This window comes from Maribacter vaceletii, assembly GCF_003634105.1.
In the GTDB taxonomy this organism is placed as follows: domain Bacteria; phylum Bacteroidota; class Bacteroidia; order Flavobacteriales; family Flavobacteriaceae; genus Maribacter_B; species Maribacter_B vaceletii.
Window position 1 is genome coordinate 1 of the sequence record NZ_RBIQ01000009.1, and the last position, 23307, is coordinate 23307.

Here is a 23307-nt window from a genome sequence, read left to right on the forward strand (position 1 = left end):
ACAACTCTTTTTTAAACTTTATTTTAAATTTTTTTTAAACCAAAACCAACACCCCTTAAAACCAATCACTTACAACATCAAAAAAATTGAGAAAACTAAAATTTATTAATTCCTATACATACATACATACATACATACATACATACATACATACATACATACATACATACATACATACATACATACATACATACATACATACATACATACATACATACATACATACACACATACAATAATATTATAGATAGTTACCAAAAAGAATCAAACTAAATTGTCTGCCTGAATACTACATATTATATTTGTTGCCTTATTAGCTAAAAACTAGGAATGATTAAAATTACTTTACCAGACGGTTCAATTAAGGAGTTCTCTGAAGGAACAACTCCTTACGATGTTGCAAAAAGCATAAGCGAGGGTCTTGCAAGAAATATAATTTCTGCAAAATTTAATGATACTATATTAGAAACTGTTTCTCCTTTAAACGAAGATGGAACATTAATACTTTATACCTGGAATGATGCGGAAGGAAAAAAAGCTTTCTGGCATTCTAGTTCGCATATAGTTGCCCAAGCAATTGAAGAACTTTACCCTGGAGCAAAATTAACTATTGGTCCTGCTATAGATAATGGTTTTTATTATGATGTAGATTTTGGCAAAAAAACTCTTTCTGAAAAAGATTTTAGCACTATTGAAAAAAGAGCTATTGAAATTGCTAGAGGAAAACATGCATTTAAAATGCGTTCTGTTTCTAAAAACGAAGCGCTTACCTTATATAAGGAACAAGGCAATGAATATAAAGTAGAGTTAATAGAAAATCTAGACGATGGCACTATTACTTTTTGTGACCACGATACTTTTACAGATTTATGTAGAGGTGGACACATACCTAATACCGGCATTGTAAAAGCTATTAAAATTTTAAGTGTTGCAGGGGCTTATTGGAGAGGTGATGAAAACAACACACAATTAACTAGAATTTATGGTATTTCTTTTCCTAAACAGAAAGAACTTACAGAATACCTTCATTTACTAGAAGAGGCAAAAAAGAGAGATCACAGAAAACTAGGGAAAGAATTAGAACTTTTTACTTTCTCACAAAAAGTTGGTCAAGGACTTCCATTATGGCTACCTAAAGGTGCTGCACTTAGAGAGCGCCTAGAAGATTTTCTTAAGAAAGCTCAAAAAAAGGCCGGCTACGAAATGGTGATTACACCTCATATTGGACAAAAAGAACTTTATGTTACTTCTGGTCATTACGCAAAATATGGCGAAGACAGCTTTCAACCAATAAATACTCCAAAAGAAGATGAAGAGTTTTTGCTAAAACCGATGAATTGCCCTCATCACTGTGAAATATATAATCATAAACCTTATAGCTACAAAGAACTTCCAAAAAGGTTTGCTGAATTTGGAACTGTGTATAGATACGAACAAAGTGGGGAACTACATGGATTAACGAGAGTTAGAGGTTTTACTCAAGATGATGCACATATATTTTGTACTCCAGAACAATTGGACCAAGAATTTAAAAATGTTATCGATCTATCCTTATATGTATTAAATTCTTTAGGTTTTGATAATTTTACTGCACAAGTATCTGTCCGTGATTTAACTAAACCTGAAAAATACATTGGTGAAGTAGAAAATTGGGAAAAAGCTGAAAATGCGATTATAAATGCAGCTAAAGAAAAAGGATTAGATTTTATTATAGAAAGTGGAGAAGCTGCTTTTTATGGTCCAAAGTTAGACTTTATGATTAAAGATGCTTTGGGCAGAAGTTGGCAATTAGGTACAATTCAGGTAGATTACAACCTTCCAGAAAGGTTTGAACTCACCTATAAAGGAAGTGATAATGAGCTACACAGACCTATAATGATACACCGCGCTCCTTTTGGAAGTATGGAACGTTTTATAGCCTTATTACTAGAACATACCGGCGGTAATTTCCCACTTTGGCTTATTCCTGAACAAGCCATAATTTTACCAGTTAGCGAAAAACATGAAATTTATGCTAAAAAAGTTTTAAATTCATTAGAAAATAACGAAATTCGCGCCCTTGTAGACAATAGAAATGAAACTATTGGAAAGAAAATACGAGAAGCAGAAATGAGTAAAACACCATTTATGCTGATTGTTGGAGATAATGACATTGAAGGAAATACAATTTCGGTTCGTAGACATGGTGGAGAGGATTTAGGAGCAATAAGTATTGAAAAGTTTACAGACTTGGTAAATAATGAAATAAATAGTACCTTAAAGTCGTTTTAGAGAAAAAATATTAAGTTTAATTAAAATATATTAGTCATAGCAATTAGAAAGAGATTTAGGCCGCAACCTAGAAGGGAAAATAAAAACCCACACAAAATTAACGAGAACGTTATTTCCCCTAACGTTAGGTTAGTTGGTGATAATGTGGAGGTTGGTGTTTATACATTGCAACAAGCAATGGCAAAATCAGAAGAACTTGGTTTAGATTTGGTAGAAATTTCTCCCAAAGCTGACCCACCGGTTTGTAAAATTATTGACTATAAAAAATTCCTTTACGAGCAAAAAAAGCGAGAAAAGGTTATGAAGGCGAAAGCCTCCAAAGTTGTGGTTAAGGAAATACGTTTTGGTCCTAATACAGATGATCATGATTATGAATTTAAAAAGAAGCATGCTGAAAAGTTTCTAAAAGAAGGAGCTAAATTAAAAGCCTATGTGTTTTTTAAAGGAAGATCTATTGTTTATAAAGATCAAGGAGAAATTCTTTTACTTAGATTAGCTTCTGAGTTAGAAGAATTAGGAAAGGTAGAACAAATGCCTAAACTAGAAGGAAAAAGGATGACAATGTTTATTGCTCCTAAAACAAAAAAATAAATTTTAAATTCATTAGAGTTTAAAATATTTATATAGAATACTGAATATCTGCCTATAGTTTTATAGGCAGTTTCAGCATAAAAAAGTGAGATAATTTAATACATAGGAGAAAATGCCTAAACAGAAAACAAAATCCAGTGCTAAAAAGCGTTTTAAGCTTACAGGCTCTGGTAAAATCAAGAGAAAACACGCTTTTAAGAGTCACATTTTGACTAAAAAATCTAAAAAGCGTAAGCTTGCGTTAACACACTCAGCGTTGGTACACCAAGCTGATGTTAACAGTATAAAAGAACAATTACGTTTAAAGTAATATTCTTTTCGGTAAACAATTATTAACCCTGGAGTTAGGCCATTAAAAGAATCAAAAATTAAAATTGATCGCCTTCTACAAAAACAATTTAAATTATGCCAAGATCAGTAAATGCAGTAGCTTCTAGAGCCCGAAGAAAAAAGGTAATGAAGCAAGCTAAAGGTTACTTTGGAAGACGTAAAAACGTTTGGACAGTAGCTAAAAATGCGGTTGAAAAAGCAATGTTATATGCTTATAGAGACCGTCGAAATAAAAAGAGAACATTCCGCGCCTTGTGGATTACCAGAATTAACGCTGGTGCTAGATTACATGGAATGTCTTACTCTCAGTTCATGGGAAAAGTAAAAGCTAACAATATAGAACTTAATAGAAAAGTTTTAGCAGACTTAGCAATGAACAACCCAGATGCTTTTAAAGCAATTGTAGAGCAAGTTAAATAAATTAAGAATATTATCTCACTATAAGGAAAATCCGATTCTAACGAATCGGATTTTTTTTATTTAATATTAGTATATTTAGGTCCTAACTTTAAAATATAGCTATATCAATCCTATAATATACGTAATTGGCGTTTCTGGCTCTGGTAAGTCTACTATTGCCAAATTGTTATCCGAAACTACAAATATTCCATATTTTGATGCAGATGATTTTCATCCTGAAGCAAACGTTATTAAAATGAAATCTGGCACTCCTTTAAATGATAATGACCGTTTAGGATGGCTACAGACTTTAAATAAATTAGCATCAAAAAAAACAAATGAAAAAGGAGCTATTATTGCCTGCTCTGCTTTAAAAGAATCTTACCGCTTACTATTAAGTAAAAACATTTCAGACAAAACTACTTGGGTATTCTTAGAAGGATCTATAGAATTAATTACAAAACGCATGCAAGCAAGAGAAGGTCATTTTATGCCTTCTACCCTACTAAAATCACAATTTAACACTTTAGAAGTTCCCGAATATGGACTACATTATTCTATTAGCACTTCTCCTGATATTATTATAAATAATATAAAAAAGAAATTACAAATTTAATACCTGTCTATTTAACACTGTCTAATAATTAGCATTACACTTTTACACATAAGATTAAATTAATACTTAGCATAAATTAATGACTACAACTTTACTATTCTCCGTATTTATAGGTATTGCAATTTTATTAGTTTTAGTTTTATATTTTAAAATTCAAGCATTTATTTCGCTTCTTATTGCTAGTATAAGCGTTGGACTCATAGCTGGGTTAGATGGTATGCAAATTATACAAGTAATACAAAATGGAATGGCTAGTACACTAGGTTTTGTTGCTACTGTTGTTGGTTTAGGTTCTATACTCGGTGCCATATTAGAACATTCTGGTGGAACAAAAGTCATCGTTTCTTTTATGATCACTAAATTTGGTATAAAAAGAGCCCCTACAGCACTTGCTATTTCTGGCTTTATTATAGCTATCCCTGTTTTCTTTGATGTTGCTTTTATTATTTTAATACCTGTAATTTACGCACTACAAAGGAAAACAAAAAAATCTCTTTTATTATACGCCATTCCTCTATTAGCAGGATTAGCAGCAACGCACGCTTTTATACCTCCTACTCCTGGCCCAGTTGCTGTTGCAGATATTATAGGAGCTCAATTAGGATGGGTAATTCTTATAGGTGCAATTACAGGAATACCAACTGTTCTTGTTTGCGGTTTAGTTTTTGGAAAATATATTGCAAAGAAAATACATATAGATGCTCCAGAATTACAAGAAGAAAATATAGAAGAAAACAACCTACCCAATATAGGAATCGTATTTTCTATTATTCTAATTCCTATAATTTTAATATTAGCGAATACAACTATACAGGCTAATGATACTATAATTACTGTTTATGGAACTGTTGCATCTGTATTTAATTTTATTGGACACCCATTTATTGCTCTAATAATTGCAAACCTATTAGCCTGGTACTTTTTAGGTATTAAAATGGGATATACCAAAAAAAAAATGTTAGACATTTCTTCAAAATCATTAGCTCCAGCTGGGATAATTATTTTATTAACAGGTGCTGGAGGAGTATTTAAACAAATTTTAATAGATACTGGAGCTGGTAAAGTAATAGCAGAGCTAATGACCAATTTAGGGTTACCTGTTATAATTTTTTCTTTCTTTGCTGCAGCAATTGTTAGAATTATACAGGGATCGTCTACAGTTGCAATGATAACTGCTGCAGGCTTAGTATCTCCTTTACTATCTATGCATACTTTTTCTAGTCCTCAATTAGCGTGTTTAGTTATTGCTATTGCTTCTGGAGCTTCTATTTTATCTCATGTTAATGATAGTGGGTTTTGGCTAGTAAGTCAATATTTACATTTAACAGAAAAACAAACATTTAAATCTTGGACTGTAATGACAACTATCCTTGCTCTTACAGGCTTTATAACCGTATTAATACTATATTCTTTTGTTTAATTCCCAAGTACAGTAATTACAATACTTCTTCCAGAAGCATAATTTCTATGTTCACAAAGGTAAATACCTTGCCAAATTCCTAGGTTTAAATTTCCTTTAGTTATTGGTATTTGTACAGAGCTTCCCATTAAAGAAGCCTTTATGTGTGCTGGCATATCATCAGGACCTTCATATGTATGTTTATAATAGGATGTATTTTCAGGAACCATTACATTGATATGACTTTCAAAATCATCTCTAACTGTGCTGTCTGCATTTTCATTGATGGTTAAACTTGCAGATGTATGCTTAATAAAAACTTGAAGGTTTCCTATAGAGATGTTTTTAATTTCTGGAATAGAGTCAAGAATACTATCCGTAATTAAATGAAAACCTCTTTTAAATTTAGGCAACAGTATTTCTCTTTGATAAGATTTCATATTTTAAAAAATGAATTTACAAGAACTAAGATATAATGAAATACCTTTGCAAAAAATATTGCAATGGATTTATCTAGAATTAAAATGGTGGTTACCGATATGGATGGTACGTTACTAAACTCTAACCATCAAGTTAGTGACCGTTTTTTTAAATTACACCAACAACTAAAAGGTAAAAACATTCAATTTGTTGCAGCAAGCGGAAGACAATACCATAGTATTATTGATAAACTCTCCCCTATTAAAGATGATATCATTGTAATTGCAGAAAATGGTGGTTTTATAAAACAACAAAATAAAGAGCTATTATCTACCCCGTTAAATCCTGGAATAAAAGATGAAATTCTAAAAATTATTACCAAAATAAAAGATGTACACCCAGTTCTTTGCACAAAAGAAAAAGCTTACTTATTAAATTCTTCTACCAAATTTGCAAATAAATTAAAAGAATTTTATTCTCAATATGAAATGTTGAACAATCTAGAAGATTATTCTGGAGAAGTTTTAAAAATTGCTATTTATCATTTTGAAAGTTCAGAGGAATTTATTTATCCAGCTGTAAAGCATTTAGAAAAAAAATTAAAAGTAAAAGTATCAGGACAAAATTGGTTAGACCTTTCGGACTTTAATGCACACAAAGGGTATGCTCTACAAAAAGTTCAAGAATTAATTAATGTGCTACCAGAAGAAACAATGGTATTTGGCGACTACAACAATGATTTAGAAATGTTAGCCATGTCTAAGTATAGCTTTGCTATGGAAAATGCACATAAAAACGTAAAAGAAGTAGCTAATTTTAGCACTACTAGTAATGATGATTATGGTGTAGAAAGAATATTAGAAAAACTTCTAAACTAAATAACAGAACTAGGCAAAAATCCATAAAACTTTTTAAATGCTACCGTAAAGTGTTGCGGATTTTTATAACCCACCTCATAAGATATTTCAGAAATTGTACACTCTTTTTTTTCAATTAATTCTTTTGCCCTTTGCATTCTATGCATAGTTACACGCTTAAAAATGGTAGTTTTAAAAACAATTTTAAAATATTTTTTTAATTTTGAAGTATTAAATCCTATTACTTTTGACAATTCTTCTATAGTAAGTGTTGTATGAAGGTTTTGCTGTATATATTGGTCAATTTTTAAAATGTCTTTGTAATTTCCTTGAGAAATTTCATTACTTACTAAAGAGTAATAGTCTTCTTGAGATTGAGCTAAAACAACAACCAAAAGCTCCAAAATTTTAGCTTCTAAATATGCCTTCTTAGTAATACCCTTATACTTACATTCAATTATCTCAGCTACTTTTTCTTTTAAATTCTGCTCAATAGGTCTACTTTTATTTGAAAGGAGAAATAATTCTTTTTTATTAATTGCTTCTCCAAGGTTTACAAAAACATCTTTAAAAGTGGCGCCTATATTTTTTTTAATATAAGCTTCAGTAAACTGTATTTCTAATGTACGTCTAGATTTTTTATTAAACCCCAGTACACCATCTACCGTTGGTAAATAAAATAAATTATAATGCCCGTTAGGGATAGAAATAAGGGTTTCTTTTGTCGTTTTTGGAATATATTTAATACCCCCTTCTAACTCAAAATGTAATTTAAATAAAGGGGAATCATGACAAACATTTATACTATACTTCTTCTTTACATTAATATGTCTAATAGAAAGTAAAATTCCATTTAACTGAATATCTTTAGTATTAGCATTAACAAACTCATTATTTAATACCCATGGAACTTCCACTATAGTATTACTCATCAGATTCTTAGAGTACTTTTTAACTACTTCTTTTTCACCAAATATTTCACTTTTCAATCTAATTTCCATAAGATCCTTTTACGGCATTTAAAATTCCTTTTGCGTTAGCAGTATGATTTTGCCTTACTATATATTTGTCAAAAATAACTATTTATAATTAATCTAAATAAATATAATTAAAATTGATTCGTACTTTTTTATTTTTTACTCTACTTCTGATTATACCTTCAATGGCTATGATAGCTCAAGAAAATTCAATTTCAGGAACTATTACTACCTCAGGGGAACCATTATTTGGCGCATCTATAGTACTTAAGAATACTCATCTTGGCACACAATCCAACTTAAATGGTACCTACTCCATAAAGAAAATACCTAAAGGCAATTATATAGTGGTTGTTTCATACTTAGGATACCAATCTATTTCTAAAACCATATCTATAAATAAAAATAGGGTTAATTATAAAATTGATTTTACACTACAAGAAGATGCAAAAAAATTAAATGAAGTTATTGTTAAAGCTAAAAGTAAAAAGACAACGCTAGAAACCAAAGGTTTTGCTGTAAGTGCTATTAACACAAAAGAAACAAGTCTTAGAAGTATCCAAACCAATGAATTATTAAATACAACGGTTGGAGTTAAAATACGTCAAAACGGAGGGTTGGGTTCTAATGTTCAATATAGTTTAAATGGTCTATCTGGGAGATCTGTTAGCATTTTTATAGATGGTATTCCAATTTCTGTATATGGTTCTTCTTTTAGCTTAAACAGTATTCCTCCATCCATGATTAAGAATATAGAAGTATATAAAGGGGTAGTTCCAGGGCATTTATCTAGTGATGCAGTAGGTGGAGCTATTAATATTATTTTACAAAAAGGGTCTCAAAACAACTTAAATGCTTCCGTTTCCTACGGCTCTTTCAATACTTTCCAAGCCAATCTAAATGGCGCTTATAGACTTGATAGTTCTGGTTTTACTGTTAAAGCATCTGCATTTTACAATTATTCAGATAACGATTATAAAATATCTGGAAGAACTATTGTAGACATTGCTCCAAACGGTGTAGAAACTCCTATTGTTGCAAGAAGGTTTAATGACGCGTATCGTTCTAATGGAGCTATGGCACAAATTGGCTTTACTAATGTTAAATGGGCAGAACAATTTTTAATTGGCATTACTGCTTCCGATGAATATAATGAGGTACAACACGGAACTTTTGTTACCAAATTACCATATAAAGCCCGTTTTTTAGAATCTGATGCACTACTTGGTAATCTAAAATATCAGAAAAAAAATCTTTTCATAAAAGGACTAGATATTAATAGTAACGCTGTATATGGGAAACGAAACCGAATTATTAATGATACCGTTGCCCAAGCTTATAGTTGGACAGGTAAAAGATTAGTAGGTTTTGATGGAGAATACATTGATTATATATGGGGTTCTCAAAATGAAAATGGGCCAACTTTAGCAAAAATTGAAAGAAAGGTGTCCTCTATACGTTCCGGTTTATCATATGCATTAAGTAACAATCATAAAATATTATTTAACCATGTATATAGTGGTGTAGATAGAGAAGATAGTGACGAATTAATTTCTTTATTAGAAAACACTTTTCTACAAACAAGTGATTTGTATAAACATATATATTCTCTAAGCTATGAACTTAAAGCTTTTGAAGAAAAGTTTAAATTAAATGCTTTTGGAAAATACTACCTGCAAACAGTTAAAAATACACAACCTGTATTTAATAACGATAATACCCAAGTAATAGATGAAGTTTACGAAAGTAAAGTAGATTATACTGGGTTTGGTTTTGCTACTTCATATATCTTAACTCCAACAATTACCTTATTAACATCTGCAGAAAAAGCAATTCGTTTACCCAGTGAAAATGAAGTTTTTGGAGATGCCGGAGACAATTTACTCGCTAACTTAACTATTAAGCCAGAGACTAGTAACAATCTAAATATTGGTTTTAGACTTGGAGAGTTCGATATAAAGAAGAACGGTTTTACTATAGCTGCCAACTTCTTTGCAAGAAATATTGAAAACAGAATAGGATTACCTGCCAATGCAGATGGGTTAAGAGAAAGTGATGAATTTGTACAATACACCAATTTAAAAAATACAGCCGAGTCTAAAGGAGTTGAAGCCGAATTTTATTACACATACAACAATAACCTCGGGTTTAACTTTAACGCAACACATATGAGTTTAACCACAGTAAATTCTGGTGTAGAAAGCAATGTTCCCAACGTCCCCTTAACCACCATGAATGCGGGTTTAAGGTACACAGTTAAGGACTTTATACAATCAGAATCAATACTAAACTTATTCTATAACGCCTATTATACCGATGAATTTTCTTTCAAATTCGCAGCAGGAACAAATACTACAGGGGAAGATGAATTTCTAATTCCAAAACAAATCTCTCATGATTTTGGGGTAAGCTATACGTTTCCAAAAAGAAATTTTGTTTTCAGTTTTGATGTTAAAAATATATTTGATCAAGACGTATATGACAATCTATCGGTACAAAAACCAGGAAGAGCTTTTTATCTAAAAATGAATTACATAATAAACAATTTTTAATTATATAAATAGAAACTAATATGAAACGACCATTATTAACTTTAAAATCATTTTCCCTAATAATACTTGTAGCAAGTTTCATGGCATCTTGTAGTAGCGATGACAATACACCAAACCCTGAAAAAGAGAAAGAGGAAGAGACAGAATCAAGATGGATAACTATTGCCGGTGCTAAAATGGGTGATAATCCTGGAGACGGAAACGGTGGAACCTTAATATATTCCGTATCAAGTGAAGATGCTAAAGACCCAACAGTACAAATAGAACCTTTTAACAATGGTTTTGTAGCTCCGTCTAATAGAACAGCAAGGTTACAAGCCTCAGAAGATGGGAATACTATTTTCAACATTAGTTATGCAGGTGATACTGGTGGTAACTACACAAAATATCTTGCTAACGGTGCTAACAATTTTGAGCAGACAGGTTCAGAAATTAGTATTGCCCCTTATGTTGGTACAGCTCCAAGGTGGATTAAATTGTTTGACGGAGACAACACAGGTGCTGCTGTTTATGTATCTACAGAACATCAAGTAGATGATAATGGTACTCCTGACAATGTAACTGACGATACTTATTTATACACCAATTCTAGTATTGGTATTGTAACACTAGATTTGGTAGATTCAAAGATTAACAACTTTCAAGAACATGTAATTACATTAAATGAGGAAAATGCTGCTGCTGGTTATTATATTTCAAGAATAGATATGCCAACATTAAATAAAGCAGGAGATAAATTATATATTGGTGCACGTGTAAGTAAAATAGACCCAACAACACTTGAAAGCGACAGCAATTATGAAATTTTAGGTTCTAAAACTATTGTATTAGACTATCCTTCTTTATTAAACCCTACTATTATTACTTCTGCTGTAGGACATGGAAATACAAACGGTTACCGTAGTATCAATTCTTTTGAATATGATGGCAGTGTTTACCAAGCCAATCAAAGTGACCCAGAGGGTTCTCATATCTTAAAAATTGGTGCAGATAATGAATATGATGACATTTATGATTTTAACCTAGATAATGCTTTAGGTGTAACTGGGGCCTATGTCCTAGCTTGGAGACCAGCAACAAATGGCAAAGCAGTATTAGCTTACCGTCACGATGGTTCTGTAGAAGGAATTTCTGGTAGAGGAGAAAGCTATTTTGCATTAGTAGATTTAAATGCAAAAACAGCAACATTAATAAACGATATTCCCTATGATGTAGATTTTGAATTATTCCAATACCAAAGTTATGCAGTTAATGGAACCGAAATTTTCTTAACACAAGCACCAGTAGGTAAAAACGGTAATATATATATTATAGATACTGAAACTGGTATAGTTACTAAAGGTGCAGAATTGGTAAATGCAACAGGTAGCCATTTTATTGGTGCATGGTAAAACCAAAATTAATACTATTAATTCCACAAGCCATTATCGGAGATATAGTTTCGATAATGGTTTTAAAGGTTCAAAAACAGAAAATTATATAAAATGAAAACAAATTTTAAAACATTCCTTTTAGCACTAGTTATTGGGCTACTATCTTTTAACGTCTCAGCACAAAGAACTAAGCCTAAATCTAGCAATATTTTTTTAAATGCAGACTACTGGAAAAAACAACCAAGTATTACCAAAATTAAGGCTTCACAAAAAGAAGGACACTCTCTTACAGAAGCAAACGCAGGTGGTTTTGATGCAACAACATTTGCTATTTTTGGTGGTAACTCCGTAAAAACTATTGATTATTTACTATCACAAGGAAATGACGTAAACAAAAGAACTCATGATTCTCGTACGTACATTTTTTGGACAGCCTCTCGTGGTTATCTAGATGTGGTTAAATTTTTAGTAAACAAAGGTTCTAAGTTAGACTTGGTTGATTCTCACGGTTATGGGATAATCTCTTTTACAGCTGCAGCTGGACAAACCAATACGGAGGTTTACGATTATTTAATTGCTAGTGGTGGGGACGTAAAAAAAGAAAAAGACCATCATGGTAATAATTCATTATTGGTTGCTGCCTCTAGAGCAAAAGATTTAAAATTAGTAGATTATTTTATTAGCAAAGGGCTAGACATTAATAGTACCGACGACCATGGTAATGGCATTTTTAATTATGCAGCTCAAGGTGGTAATATTGATATTCTTAAACAATTGGTAGATAGAGGAGTATCTATAAAAAAGAACAAAATAACTAAAGAGAATGCTATTTTCTTTGCAAGTAAAGGTAAAGCAAGCACCTTAGCCTTATTTGAGTATTTAGAAGGGTTAGGCCTTAGTGCAAACATAACAACAACGGAAGGGGTTACTCCATTACATAACTTGGCTGGCTCTACAAAAGACCAAGAAATTTTAGATTATTTCGTTGCAAAAGGAGTAAACCCGAATGCTACAAATAAGGAAGGAGAAACAGCTTTATTAAAGGCTGCAGCAAGAAATAAACTACCTATTGTAACGTATTTCACGGAGAAGACTCAAAACATTAACCTTGCAGACAAAAATGGTAAAACAGCATTAACAGCAGCAATACAAAGTAATAGTGCAGGAGTTGTTTCTTATTTAATAGCAAAAGGAGCTAATATTGAAGCCCTGGACGCTAAAGGAAATAATGTAGCTGCTTACCTTTTTAACGGACGCGGAAAACCACGTGATTTTGATGCTAAAGTAGCAGCATTAACTAAAAAAGGCTTCGACTTTAAAAAATTACAAGGTGATGATCGTTCTATCTGGCATTTAGCGGTTTCTAAAAACAATATTGGTTTACTAAAAAAGATAAGTGCTTTTGGGGCAGACATTAACGCTAAGGACAAAAATGGAAATTCGCCTTTGCATTACGCTGCTATGAAAACCGAAAATACAGATATTTTAAAGTTTCTCATCGCCAACGGTGCCGATATAAAGTCTACTACAGAATTTGGTGAAACGGCTTTAGATTTAGCTAATGAGAACGAATTATTGGTTAAAAACAAAGTAAATCTTCAATTTTTAAATTACTAGCATGAAAAATATAGTACTAAAAACAGCAAGCGCAATTATTTTAATTGCAGCCCTTTTTGTTTTTTCGGCATTCGAAGAAAAAGCAGAGGTAAGTTATAAATGTATGATTCAAATGATGAATTATACAGGGGAAAAAGCATATGTAGTGGTATCCTTAATAAATCCAGAAGGAATGTATGAAAAAACATTGTACGTGCAAGGAGATGACAAAGAGTGGTTTCCAGATTTAAAAAAATGGTGGATATTTAGTGATAATGCTAAAGAGAATCTAGATGCCATTTCTGGAGCAACTATTGGTAACGGAGAACGAAATATCATTTCTTTAGGTTTTAATTCAGAACAGATTAATGCGGGGTATAAAATCCGTTTTGAGTCTGCTGTTGAGAACCAAGAATATTACCCCCAAGATGCAGAAATTGAATTAAACACTGCTACCATTAAAAATAAAGTAGGTGGTACAGGATACATTCGTTACATAAGAATGGTACCAAATAGATAGTTTTATGGTCATTTCGGTTTGGAGGTATAGTCATTTACTATTTGCAATTATCTCATCTATTTTTCTTTTAATTGCCTCCATAACAGGTATAATTTTATCTGTAGAGCCTATAACAAAAAAGGTTGCACCTTACAGTGTTTCTGGAGCAGATGAGCTTTCACTGGCAGAGACTATTAAAACATTAAACAAAACATATGAAGAGGTATTAGCTATATCTCGAGACCGTAATGGTTTTGTAAGTATAACGGCTATTGTAGGTGGGAAGAATGAAACATTTTATGTTGACCCTTTTACTGGTGAAAAACTGGGGAATTTAATTCAGAAAAAACCTCTTTTTCAGTTTGCTACAAACCTGCATCGGTCTCTATTTTTGAAATCTACAGGACGCTTTCTTATTGGGATGGCGTCCTTTTTACTTATTCTAATTAGTATTTCAGGAATTATACTAATTGCAAAAAGACAAGGTGGCTATAAACATTTTTTTGCCTCTGTGGTTCGGGAGAACTTTTCGCAATACCATCATGTTATTTATGCTAGACTATCTCTAATTCCATTGTTGATTATAGCTCTTACTGGCGTGTATCTTTCTTTACTTCGTTTTAATATTATTCCTGATACTCAGGTTTCTTTACAAGTAGATTTTAATACTATTCATGATGAACCACAACAAGAATTTACAGCATTTCCTATTTTTAAAAAGACAGCCTTATCTGAACTTCGCACCTTAGAATATCCTTTTTCTGAGTTTGTAGAAGATTATTATATCATCCGACTAAAAGACAAAGAAATTTATTTAAATCAAGTAACTGGTGAAATTCTTGCGGAAGAAAACTATCCTATTATACAAGTGATGTCTTCTTGGGCAACCGTTCTCCACACTGGTGATGGAAGCATTATTTGGTCTATAATACTTGGCCTTGGAAGTTTAGCTATTCCTTTTTTAACCGTAACTGGATTTATCATTTATTTTAAAAGACCAAAAACAAAAATAAAAAACAAATACAAAAAGAAAGATAGCGACCATCTAATTTTAGTTGGTACAGAAGGCGGCACTACACTACAATTTGCCCAGGAGTTACATAAACAATTAATAGCTGTTGGTAAGAAAAGCTATTTGGGATTGATGAATCAATATTCTTATTTTCAAAAAATGGAACATTTGATAGTTATTACGGCTACTTACGGACAAGGAGAAGCTCCTGCTTCGGCAGAAAAATTTATGCATTTGCTTAAAAAACACCCACAACAAAAAGCTTTTAAATTTAGTGTTATAGGTTTTGGCTCTACCGCTTACCCTAATTTTTGTCAGTTTGCATATGAAACGCAAAAGGCACTAAACACCTTAGAAAAAAGTACCGAATACCAAAAAGTATTTACGGTAAATGACCAATCTTTTGAATCTTTTGCCAATTGGACCAACGCTTGGTCAAAACAGGCTGGATTAACATTACATCTAGAAAAGCCAACACTACCTACAAAATCACAGCCTGCCTCTACTTTTAAAATTTTAAAAAAAGTAGAAATTTCTGAGGATGACACTTTTCTTTTAAGCTTAAAAGACTTAAACGGAGCCAAACCTGTTTCCGGAGATTTACTATCTATTATTCCTGCAAAAGGTGCTCATGAACGTTTATATTCAATTGGAAAATTAAATTCAGACACCTTGGTTATTAGCATCCGAAGACATGAATACGGGCTTTGCTCTAACTATTTGCATCAACTTAAAGAGAAAGAAGAACTAACCGCTACTGTAGTACAAAATAGAAACTTTCACTTCCCAAAAAATGCAAAAAAAACCATTCTAATAGCTACAGGAACTGGTATTGGGCCTTTCCTGGGTATGATAGATGAGAACACTAAAAAGAAAGAAATACATCTATATTGGGGAGCAAGAACAACAAATTCTTTTAATCTCTATAAAGAACATATTAACAGAGCTTTAGAATTTGGAAAACTAACTAACTTTAAAACAGCTTATTCTCGTAATCAAACCAAAAAAAATTATGTACAACACTTAATTAAAAAGGATGAAAAGTTATTTTTAGAAACCTTAAATGATAAAGGTTGTATTATGATTTGTGGTTCTATTGCCATGCAAAAAGAAGTTATAAAAGAGCTACAACAACTTTGTATAGATCATCTTGAAAAAGACCTTAGTTACTACCAAAATAGAAAGCAAATTAAAATGGACTGCTATTAAGTTTTTTGCTTTTTTTTTCTTGCGGCAGGAAATAATATATTATTTAGAATTAGTCTATATCCAGGAGAAGTTGGGTGTAATTCTAATTCTGTTTTAGGGTCTCCTACCCTATGTTGATAATCCTCCGGGTCATGACCTCCATAAAAAGTAAAAAAGCCTTTTCCTTTTATACCATGAATATAACGAGCTTCGTTATTAATTTTATTTTCTCCCAAAACTAGTACTGTTGGTTTAATTTGCTCTCTATTAAATGCAGTTGTTTGCCCCATAAAACCTTTAACCAAAGAAGTATGATTTTGACAAAGCATGGTTGGTATTGGATCCCATTTAGCCGAAAAATCCATTAAAGAAAAATAATCGGTTTCTTTTTGAATTTTTCTTCTTTTACTAGTCATATCTATCGAAGAAAACTCATACTGTAATGGGTTTCTTTCTAAAACATAATCTGTAAAAGCAAAAGATTTAGTATAATCTAATTTACTCTGGTAATTAGCTTCCGAAGGGTCTCCATCAAACATTGGCTCACAAATATCTAATCCGTGTGCTGCTAATGCAATATCAAAACTATCCGTTGCAGAGCACATTGCAAACATAAATCCTCCTCCAATTACATAGTTTCTTATTTTTAAAGCTACCGCTCTTTTTGCTTCAGACACTTTACTATAACCAAGTTTAGTGGCTAAGGTTTCTGCATCTTTTTTTTGTTGTATATACCAAGGTGCTGCTCGGTAAGACCCATAAAATTTACCATATTGCCCCGTAAAATCTTCATGATGTAAGTGTAACCAATCGTAAAGAGCCAATTTATCTTCTAGCACCTCTTCATCATAAATAGTAACATACGGTATTTCTGCATAGGTTAATACCATGGTTACGGCATCATCCCAAGGTTGTTTTCCTTTAGGAGAGTATACTGCTATTTTGGGAGCTTTTTCTAGAATTACAGATTCTTGATTTTTAGAAGGGCTACTTATATCATCTAAAATTCCGTTTGCTTCACTATCAGATAAAATCTCAAAAGACACGCCTCTTATTTGACATTCTTTACGTATTGTTTCTCCATCTGGCAATAAAAAAGAGCCTCCTCTGTAGTTTAACAACCATTGTACTTTTTGCTGTTTGGATAAAACCCAATACGTAATTCCGTATGCCTTAAGATGATTTTTTTGAAATTCTGCATCCATAGGAATTAAAATAACAGAAGCTGTTACTTTGGAAACAAAAGCTGCAAATAGCAAAAACAATACTACCTTTTTCATATACACTTTATATAGTCTATACCCAAAGATAACTTAAAAAGGAATGTATAAACAAGGATAGAAACTAACCTTATATTAAAATTTAGAGATTTTAAAAAGGAACATCATTATCTTCTGGAGTCCCATCATTCATAGAACTACCAAATGCTTCATTGGCATTAGGAAGGTTTTTGGTAATAAAAGGATTATCATCATCTTCATTCATTTTGGATTGAAACTCAAACGGAGAATCAAAATCATCTAAATTATCAAACTTACCTTGGTTACCAATAAATTTAAGTCGTATATTTTCTAAACCACCGTTTCTGTGTTTGGCAACAATAAACTCAGCTTGGCCAGCGGTAGGGCTTTGTTCTTCATCATCCCACTCATCAATCTTATAATATTCTGGTCTATAAATAAAAGATACAATATCGGCATCTTGTTCAATGGCACCAGATTCCCTTAAATCTGAAAGTACTGGACGTTTACTACCACCACGGGTTTCTACAGCTCGAGATAACTGTGATAATGCTATAACAGGAACATTAAGTTCCTTTGCTAATGCTTTTAAGTTTCTAGAAATTGTAGATATTTCTTGTTCCCTGTTTCCTCCTTTTTGACTACCACCAGCTGTCATTAACTGCAGATAATCTATCATAATCATTTTAATATCATGTTGGGAAGCAAGTCTACGACATTTTGCTCTAAGGTCAAAAATAGATAATGAAGGTGTATCATCAATAAACAAAGGGGCGGCTTCTAAAGACTTAACCTTTACATTTAACTGTTCCCACTCGTGTTTTTCTAATTTACCGGTTCTTAATTTTTCTGAAGATAATCCTGTTTCCGAAGAAATTAATCTGGTAATAAGTTGTACCGAAGACATCTCCAAGGAAAAGAATGCTACTGCAGTTTTGGATTCTACAGCAATATTCCTTGCCATAGATAATGTTAGTGCCGTTTTTCCCATACCAGGACGAGCCGCAACAATAATTAAATCACTTGGTTGCCAACCAGAAGTTAACTTATCTAGCTTATCAAAACCAGATGCAACACCACTCATCCCCTCTTTTCCTGCAATTTCTTCAATACGCTTTTTAGCTTGAATAACTAAATTCTGTGCGGTTTCTGCAGAACGCTTAAGGTTTCCTTGTGTAACATCGTATAATTTAGATTCTGCCGTGTCTAATAAATCAAACACATCGGTAGATTCGTCATAAGCAGATTCTATAATTTCTCCTGATATTTTTATTAAACTACGTTGTATAAATTTTTGTAGAATTATACGTGCATGAAACTCTATATGCGCAGAAGAAGCTATTTTTTGCGTAAGTTTTATAAGGTAAAAATCGCCTCCAACACTCTCTAACTTACCATCTTTTTTTAATTGTGTAGAAACCGTTAATAAATCTATTGGTTCTGATGTTTCAAACAATTTAAAAATTGCTTCAAAAATGTACTTATGCGCATCTTTATAAAAAACATCTGGATGTAAAATATCTATAACCTCATCCACCCCTTTTTTATCAATCATCATCGCACCAATCACAACCTCCTCTAAATCAACTGCTTGAGGCGGTATCTTCCCTTTTTCTAAACTAATAAGGGTAGATTTATCTATCTTACGACCAATAACTGGGTTCGGTTTTTCCATGAGTACGAAAGTATGCAATTAACCTTTAGTTAACATGAATTTCTACGCTTACGATATTCACATTTCACTAACAATTAACTGTTAATAAGTTACAAATTTATGTTGATAACAAAAAAAATCCGGAATTTTATTTTTCCGGATTATAAGAAAGTATTTAAAATATGCGGCTAGCCATTAAAAACACCCATATTTGCATATTTGTCCATACGTTTATTTACTAAATCTTTTGGTGATAACTTTTCTAATTCTTGAAAATGTTCAAATATTTTAGACTTTACAGCTTCAAAAGTATTTTCTCTATCGGAATGTGCTCCACCAATAGGTTCTTTAACTATTTCGTCTACAATCTTCATTTTCTTCATATCTGGAGCGGTAAGCTTTAAAGCATCAGCAGCTTGTTCTTTAAACTCCCAGCTTCTCCATAAAATAGAAGAACAAGATTCTGGTGAAATTACAGAATACCAAGTATTCTCTAACATTAAAACAGAGTCTCCTACTCCTATTCCTAATGCACCACCTGAAGCTCCTTCTCCAATAATAACTACAATGATTGGGACTTTAAGTCTTGTCATTTCTAAGATATTACGTGCTATTGCTTCTCCTTGTCCACGTTCTTCTGCTTCTATTCCTGCATAAGCTCCTGGAGTATCTATAAAACATACAACTGGTACATTAAATTTCTCTGCAGATTTCATTAAACGTAATGCTTTACGATACCCCTCAGGGTTTGCCATCCCAAAGTTACGATACTGTCTTGTCTTGGTATTGTATCCTTTTTGTTGGCCAATGAACATAAAACTTTGGTCATTTATTTTTCCTAAACCACCAATCATGGCTTTATCGTCTGCAACATTTCTATCTCCATGTAGTTCTAAGAAAGTATCTCCGCATAAAGCGTTAATATAATCTAGTGTATACGGTCTATTAGGGTGTCTTGATAACTGTACTCGTTGCCAAGAAGTTAGGTTTTTGTAAATTTCTTTACGAGTCTCTAAAAGCTTTTTTTCAATTTTTTTACAAGTTTGTGTTACATCAACATCACTCTCTTCTCCAATAATAACACACTTGGTTAACTGCTCTTCTAGTTCTTTAATTGGAAGTTCAAAATCCAAATACTCCATAAAAAAGTAATTTTTGTTAGTTTAGAGAACAAATATAAAGCTTTAATGGTAACGATTGCTTTACTACTTCTTTAATTTACTTCTATTTTTAAGAATTCCGTTAGCAACTACAGTAGTAAGTATAATCAGCGCGCCTACATAAAACATAGAATTTATCTCTTTACTTTCTCCTAATAATAACAATGCCATTAATATACCATACACTGGTTCTAAATTTGTGGTAAGCATAACAGTATATGGTGTTAAAAAACGCATCACTTTTACTGCTGCAATAAATGCATAGGCAGTACATATAGAGGATAATATAAATAAGAAAAACCAGTCTTTTACTGTTATTTTAAAAAAATCTGCCGTAAACGTATTTGTACAAAGAAAATATATAGATAAAAATACAACACCAGTACCAAGTTCTACCATTGCTATTATAGATGGCTTTTCTTTTTGAACGAGTTTTCCATTAATTATGGAAAAAGTTGCTGCTAAAAAAGCGGAAATGGCTGCCAAAATCATTCCATATAAATAAGAGGTATCTACTCTAAAAATAAAATAAAGACCAAAAATTACTAGGAGCCCAAAAAGTAGTTCATACACTACTATTTTTCTTTTAAAACATATTGGTTCTAATATAGCTGTAAAAAAAGCACCAATAGACAGTGTAGCTAATGCAATGGAAACATTAGAAACTTTTATAGCCATAAAGAAAGTTACCCAATGAAGCGCTACTACTATTCCCCCTAGAACCATTGTTATGAGAGTCTTTTTAGATATTTTAATCTTAATTTTCTTTACTAATACATATAAGATAATTAAGACAAATGCTATTCCCATTCTATACCAAACAAGTGGTAATGCATCTATAGTTATTAGTTTCCCTAAAATTGCGGTAAAACCCCATACAAAAACTATAAAGTGTAGATGGACTAAATTTTTTAATTTATCGTTTTGCATTTTGCAATAAATAAAATGCAAGCGCACTAAAGAGTACGTTAGGTATAATTACTGCTAGCAATGGCGAAAAACCAGATTGTTCTGCTAGGGTACCAAATACTTTATCAAAAAACACAAATACAAAAGCTACGAGAATACCAAAAGCAAGATTTACTCCCATACCACCTCTTCTCTTCACAGAAGATACTGCAACTGCAATTATGGTTAATATAAATGCTGTTAAAGGCAGTGCCCAACGTTTATATTTTACTAAAATATAGGTGTTAATATTAGAAGCACCTTTTCTTTTTTGCTCGTCTATAAATTTATTAAGCTGGAATAAATTTTTTGTTTCTGCTACATAGGAAACTGGGGTTAAATCATCTATTTTAAAAGTAAACAAAGTATCTAACCTTCTTTTACTTTCTAAGATTGCAGAATCTCCTACAATAGTTCTTTTCCTATAAGATGTAAGTCTATACAAGCTATCTTTTTCTACCCACCTAATATTACTTGCTGCTATTTTAAATTTTAAATTATTCTCTTCATCAAAACGCTCAAAAGTAAAATTCTTTCCATTTTGCCTTGCGGGTTCAAAGCTACTTATATAAATAAAGTCGGTTTCATTAAGCTGATTATATATATTATTTGTTACACGATCTTGCTTTCCTTTTTTTAAGTATTTATACTTAAATTCATTAAAACCCACACTTGCTTTAGGCACTAAAAACATTCCCATAACAAACATAAGAATAGCAACTAAAGTTGCTCCAATAATATAAGGTCTTAAGAACCTATTATAGGAAACACCAGAACTAAGAATTGCTACAATTTCTGTATCATTAGCAAGTTTAGAGGTAAAATAAATAACAGATAGAAATAAAAATATAGGAAACAATAAACTACCTATATATACTGTAAAATGCATATAATATATAAGTATTTCATTTACAGGAGCATTATTAGCAGACATTTTGCCATTCTGCTCTGCAAAATTAACCATGATACCAATAGGAATAAAAAGTAGCAACATTACAGAGAAAGTTGCTAAATATCTTTTTAAAATATATCTATCTAGTATGGTAAGCATTTATAATCTTTTATCCATTTGTTTCACCATAGCGTCTTTCCAGACTCTAAAATCTCCCGCTAAAATATGTTTTCTAGCTTCTCTAACAAGCCACATATAAAAACCTAAATTGTGTATGGTTGCTATTTGTTTTCCTAAATACTCATTAGCAGCAAATAAATGTCTTAAATATGCTTTGGTGTACTCTTTATCTACAAACGTAGTTCCTTCTGGATCTAGCATAGAAAAATCGTCTTCCCATTTTTTATTTTTAATGTTAATGGTACCATGAGAAGTAAATAACATTCCGTTTCTTGCATTACGTGTTGGCATAACACAATCGAACATATCTATACCTAATGCAATATTTTCTAAAATATTTATAGGGGTTCCTACACCCATTAAATATCTTGGTTTGTCTTCTGGAAGTACTTCACAAACTACCTCGGTCATACCATACATTTCTTCTGCCGGTTCTCCTACAGAAAGACCTCCAATGGCATTACCTTCTGCTCCGGCATTAGCTATATATTCTGCTGATTGTCTACGTAAATCTTTATAAGTAGACCCTTGAACAATTGGGAAAAAAGTTTGTGAATAATCATACACAAAAGGTGTTTTATCTAAATGTGTTATACAGCGATCTAGCCATCTATGTGTCATATGCATAGATCTCTTAGCATATTTATAATCACATGGATACGGTGTGCACTCATCAAAAGCCATAATAATATCTGCACCAATGGTCCTTTGTATTTCCATTACATTTTCTGGAGTAAACATATGGTAAGAACCGTCTATATGCGATTTAAATTTAACCCCTTCTTCTTTTATTTTTCTGTTAGATGAAAGAGAGTATACTTGGTAACCACCACTATCGGTTAAGATATTACCATCCCAGCCCATAAACTTGTGTAAGCCTCCTGCCTTATGCAAAATTGGCGTTTTAGGTCTTAGGAATAAATGATAGGTATTCCCTAGAATTATGTCTGGTTTAATTTCTTCTCTTAATTCTTTCTGATGCACTCCTTTTACAGATGCTACTGTACCTACAGGCATAAATATTGGAGTTTCTATAGTACCGTGATCGGTAACCATTGTTCCTGCTCTAGCTTTACTTAGAGGATCGGTATGATGTAATGTAAATTTCAAATCTTTATTTAAGAACACAAATATAATCAACTAAAACGCATA

20 protein-coding genes are annotated in these 23307 nt (G+C 32.0%); 12 read left to right on the forward strand and 8 right to left on the reverse strand.

Annotated elements, in window-relative coordinates; genetic code table 11:
• Positions 1–330: 330 nt before the first annotated feature.
• The 6 genes from thrS (at position 331) to CLV91_RS11015 (ending at position 5627) form a co-directional block, all read left to right on the forward strand.
• Positions 331–2271: a threonine--tRNA ligase gene (thrS, locus tag CLV91_RS10990; protein ID WP_121067898.1), complete on the forward strand. Its 1941-nt coding sequence runs from the start codon at positions 331–333 to the stop codon at positions 2269–2271.
• A gap of 36 nt (positions 2272–2307) precedes the next feature.
• Complete coding sequence (infC, locus tag CLV91_RS10995; RefSeq protein WP_121067900.1) at positions 2308–2862, forward strand: translation initiation factor IF-3; 555 nt, start codon at positions 2308–2310, stop codon at positions 2860–2862.
• A 112-nt stretch (positions 2863–2974) separates the two neighbouring features.
• Complete coding sequence (gene rpmI, locus CLV91_RS11000) at positions 2975–3172, forward strand: 50S ribosomal protein L35 (protein ID WP_121067903.1); 198 nt, start codon at positions 2975–2977, stop codon at positions 3170–3172.
• A gap of 95 nt (positions 3173–3267) precedes the next feature.
• Positions 3268–3612, forward strand: coding sequence for a 50S ribosomal protein L20 (gene rplT / locus CLV91_RS11005; protein ID WP_121067905.1), 345 nt, complete (start codon positions 3268–3270; stop codon positions 3610–3612).
• A gap of 124 nt (positions 3613–3736) precedes the next feature.
• Positions 3737–4207 carry a gluconokinase gene (locus CLV91_RS11010; RefSeq protein ID WP_121067907.1) on the forward strand — a complete coding sequence of 157 codons (471 nt, stop codon included), beginning with the start codon at positions 3737–3739 and terminating at the stop codon, positions 4205–4207.
• Positions 4208–4286: 79 nt separating this feature from the next.
• On the forward strand, positions 4287–5627 hold the full coding sequence (locus CLV91_RS11015) for a GntP family permease (protein WP_121067909.1): 1341 nt from the start codon (positions 4287–4289) through the stop codon (positions 5625–5627).
• Here CLV91_RS11015 and CLV91_RS11020 read toward each other — a convergent pair.
• Positions 5624–6046, reverse strand: a complete 423-nt coding sequence (locus tag CLV91_RS11020) for a secondary thiamine-phosphate synthase enzyme YjbQ (protein ID WP_121067911.1) — start codon at positions 6044–6046, stop codon at positions 5624–5626. The two genes, CLV91_RS11015 and CLV91_RS11020, sit on opposite strands and share 4 nt — an antisense overlap.
• A gap of 63 nt (positions 6047–6109) precedes the next feature.
• Between CLV91_RS11020 and CLV91_RS11025 the strand changes: the two genes are divergently transcribed.
• Positions 6110–6904, forward strand: coding sequence for an HAD family hydrolase (locus CLV91_RS11025; protein WP_121067913.1), 795 nt, complete (start codon positions 6110–6112; stop codon positions 6902–6904).
• Here the strand turns inward: CLV91_RS11025 and CLV91_RS11030 are convergent.
• The gene (locus CLV91_RS11030) at positions 6901–7884 is read right to left on the reverse strand and encodes a helix-turn-helix domain-containing protein (protein ID WP_121067915.1); all 984 of its coding nucleotides are present in this window, start codon (positions 7882–7884) and stop codon (positions 6901–6903) included. The genes CLV91_RS11025 and CLV91_RS11030 overlap by 4 nt on opposite strands.
• A 167-nt stretch (positions 7885–8051) precedes the next feature.
• On the opposite strand from CLV91_RS11030, the gene CLV91_RS11035 reads away from it, so the two are divergent.
• From CLV91_RS11035 to CLV91_RS11055, 5 genes are all read left to right on the forward strand, one after another.
• Positions 8052–10412, forward strand: a complete 2361-nt coding sequence (locus CLV91_RS11035) for a TonB-dependent receptor (RefSeq protein WP_121068603.1) — start codon at positions 8052–8054, stop codon at positions 10410–10412.
• 20 nt (positions 10413–10432) lie between these two features.
• Positions 10433–11803 (forward strand): hypothetical protein, encoded by a 1371-nt coding sequence (locus CLV91_RS11040; protein WP_121067917.1) that lies wholly within the window; start codon positions 10433–10435, stop codon positions 11801–11803.
• Between the two features lie 93 nt (positions 11804–11896).
• Positions 11897–13402 carry an ankyrin repeat domain-containing protein gene (locus CLV91_RS11045; RefSeq protein WP_121067919.1) on the forward strand — a complete coding sequence of 502 codons (1506 nt, stop codon included), beginning with the start codon at positions 11897–11899 and terminating at the stop codon, positions 13400–13402.
• Position 13403: 1 nt separating this feature from the next.
• Positions 13404–13901 (forward strand): DUF2271 domain-containing protein, encoded by a 498-nt coding sequence (locus CLV91_RS11050; RefSeq protein WP_121067921.1) that lies wholly within the window; start codon positions 13404–13406, stop codon positions 13899–13901.
• Positions 13902–13905: 4 nt separating this feature from the next.
• Positions 13906–16101, forward strand: coding sequence for a PepSY domain-containing protein (locus CLV91_RS11055; protein ID WP_121067923.1), 2196 nt, complete (start codon positions 13906–13908; stop codon positions 16099–16101).
• On the opposite strand, the gene CLV91_RS11060 is transcribed toward CLV91_RS11055, so the two are convergent.
• The 6 genes from CLV91_RS11060 to tgt all read right to left on the reverse strand — a co-directional run bounded on the left by CLV91_RS11060 (position 16098) and on the right by tgt (position 23265).
• Positions 16098–17360, reverse strand: coding sequence for an asparagine synthetase B (locus tag CLV91_RS11060; RefSeq protein WP_121067925.1), 1263 nt, complete (start codon positions 17358–17360; stop codon positions 16098–16100). The genes CLV91_RS11055 and CLV91_RS11060 overlap by 4 nt on opposite strands.
• A 91-nt stretch (positions 17361–17451) precedes the next feature.
• On the reverse strand, positions 17452–18996 hold the full coding sequence (gene dnaB / locus CLV91_RS11065; protein ID WP_121067927.1) for a replicative DNA helicase: 1545 nt from the start codon (positions 18994–18996) through the stop codon (positions 17452–17454).
• 167 nt (positions 18997–19163) lie between these two features.
• Positions 19164–20117, reverse strand: a complete 954-nt coding sequence (locus CLV91_RS11070; RefSeq protein WP_121067929.1) for an acetyl-CoA carboxylase carboxyltransferase subunit alpha — start codon at positions 20115–20117, stop codon at positions 19164–19166.
• 63 nt (positions 20118–20180) lie between these two features.
• Entirely contained in the window at positions 20181–21065 is an 885-nt protein-coding gene (locus CLV91_RS11075) for a DMT family transporter (protein WP_121067931.1), read from the reverse strand.
• On the reverse strand, positions 21052–22134 hold the full coding sequence (locus tag CLV91_RS11080) for an LptF/LptG family permease (protein WP_121067933.1): 1083 nt from the start codon (positions 22132–22134) through the stop codon (positions 21052–21054). Before CLV91_RS11080 ends, CLV91_RS11075 begins: the two co-directional genes overlap by 14 nt.
• Entirely contained in the window at positions 22135–23265 is a 1131-nt protein-coding gene (gene tgt / locus CLV91_RS11085) for a tRNA guanosine(34) transglycosylase Tgt (RefSeq protein ID WP_121068605.1), read from the reverse strand.
• Positions 23266–23307: the final 42 nt, after the last annotated feature.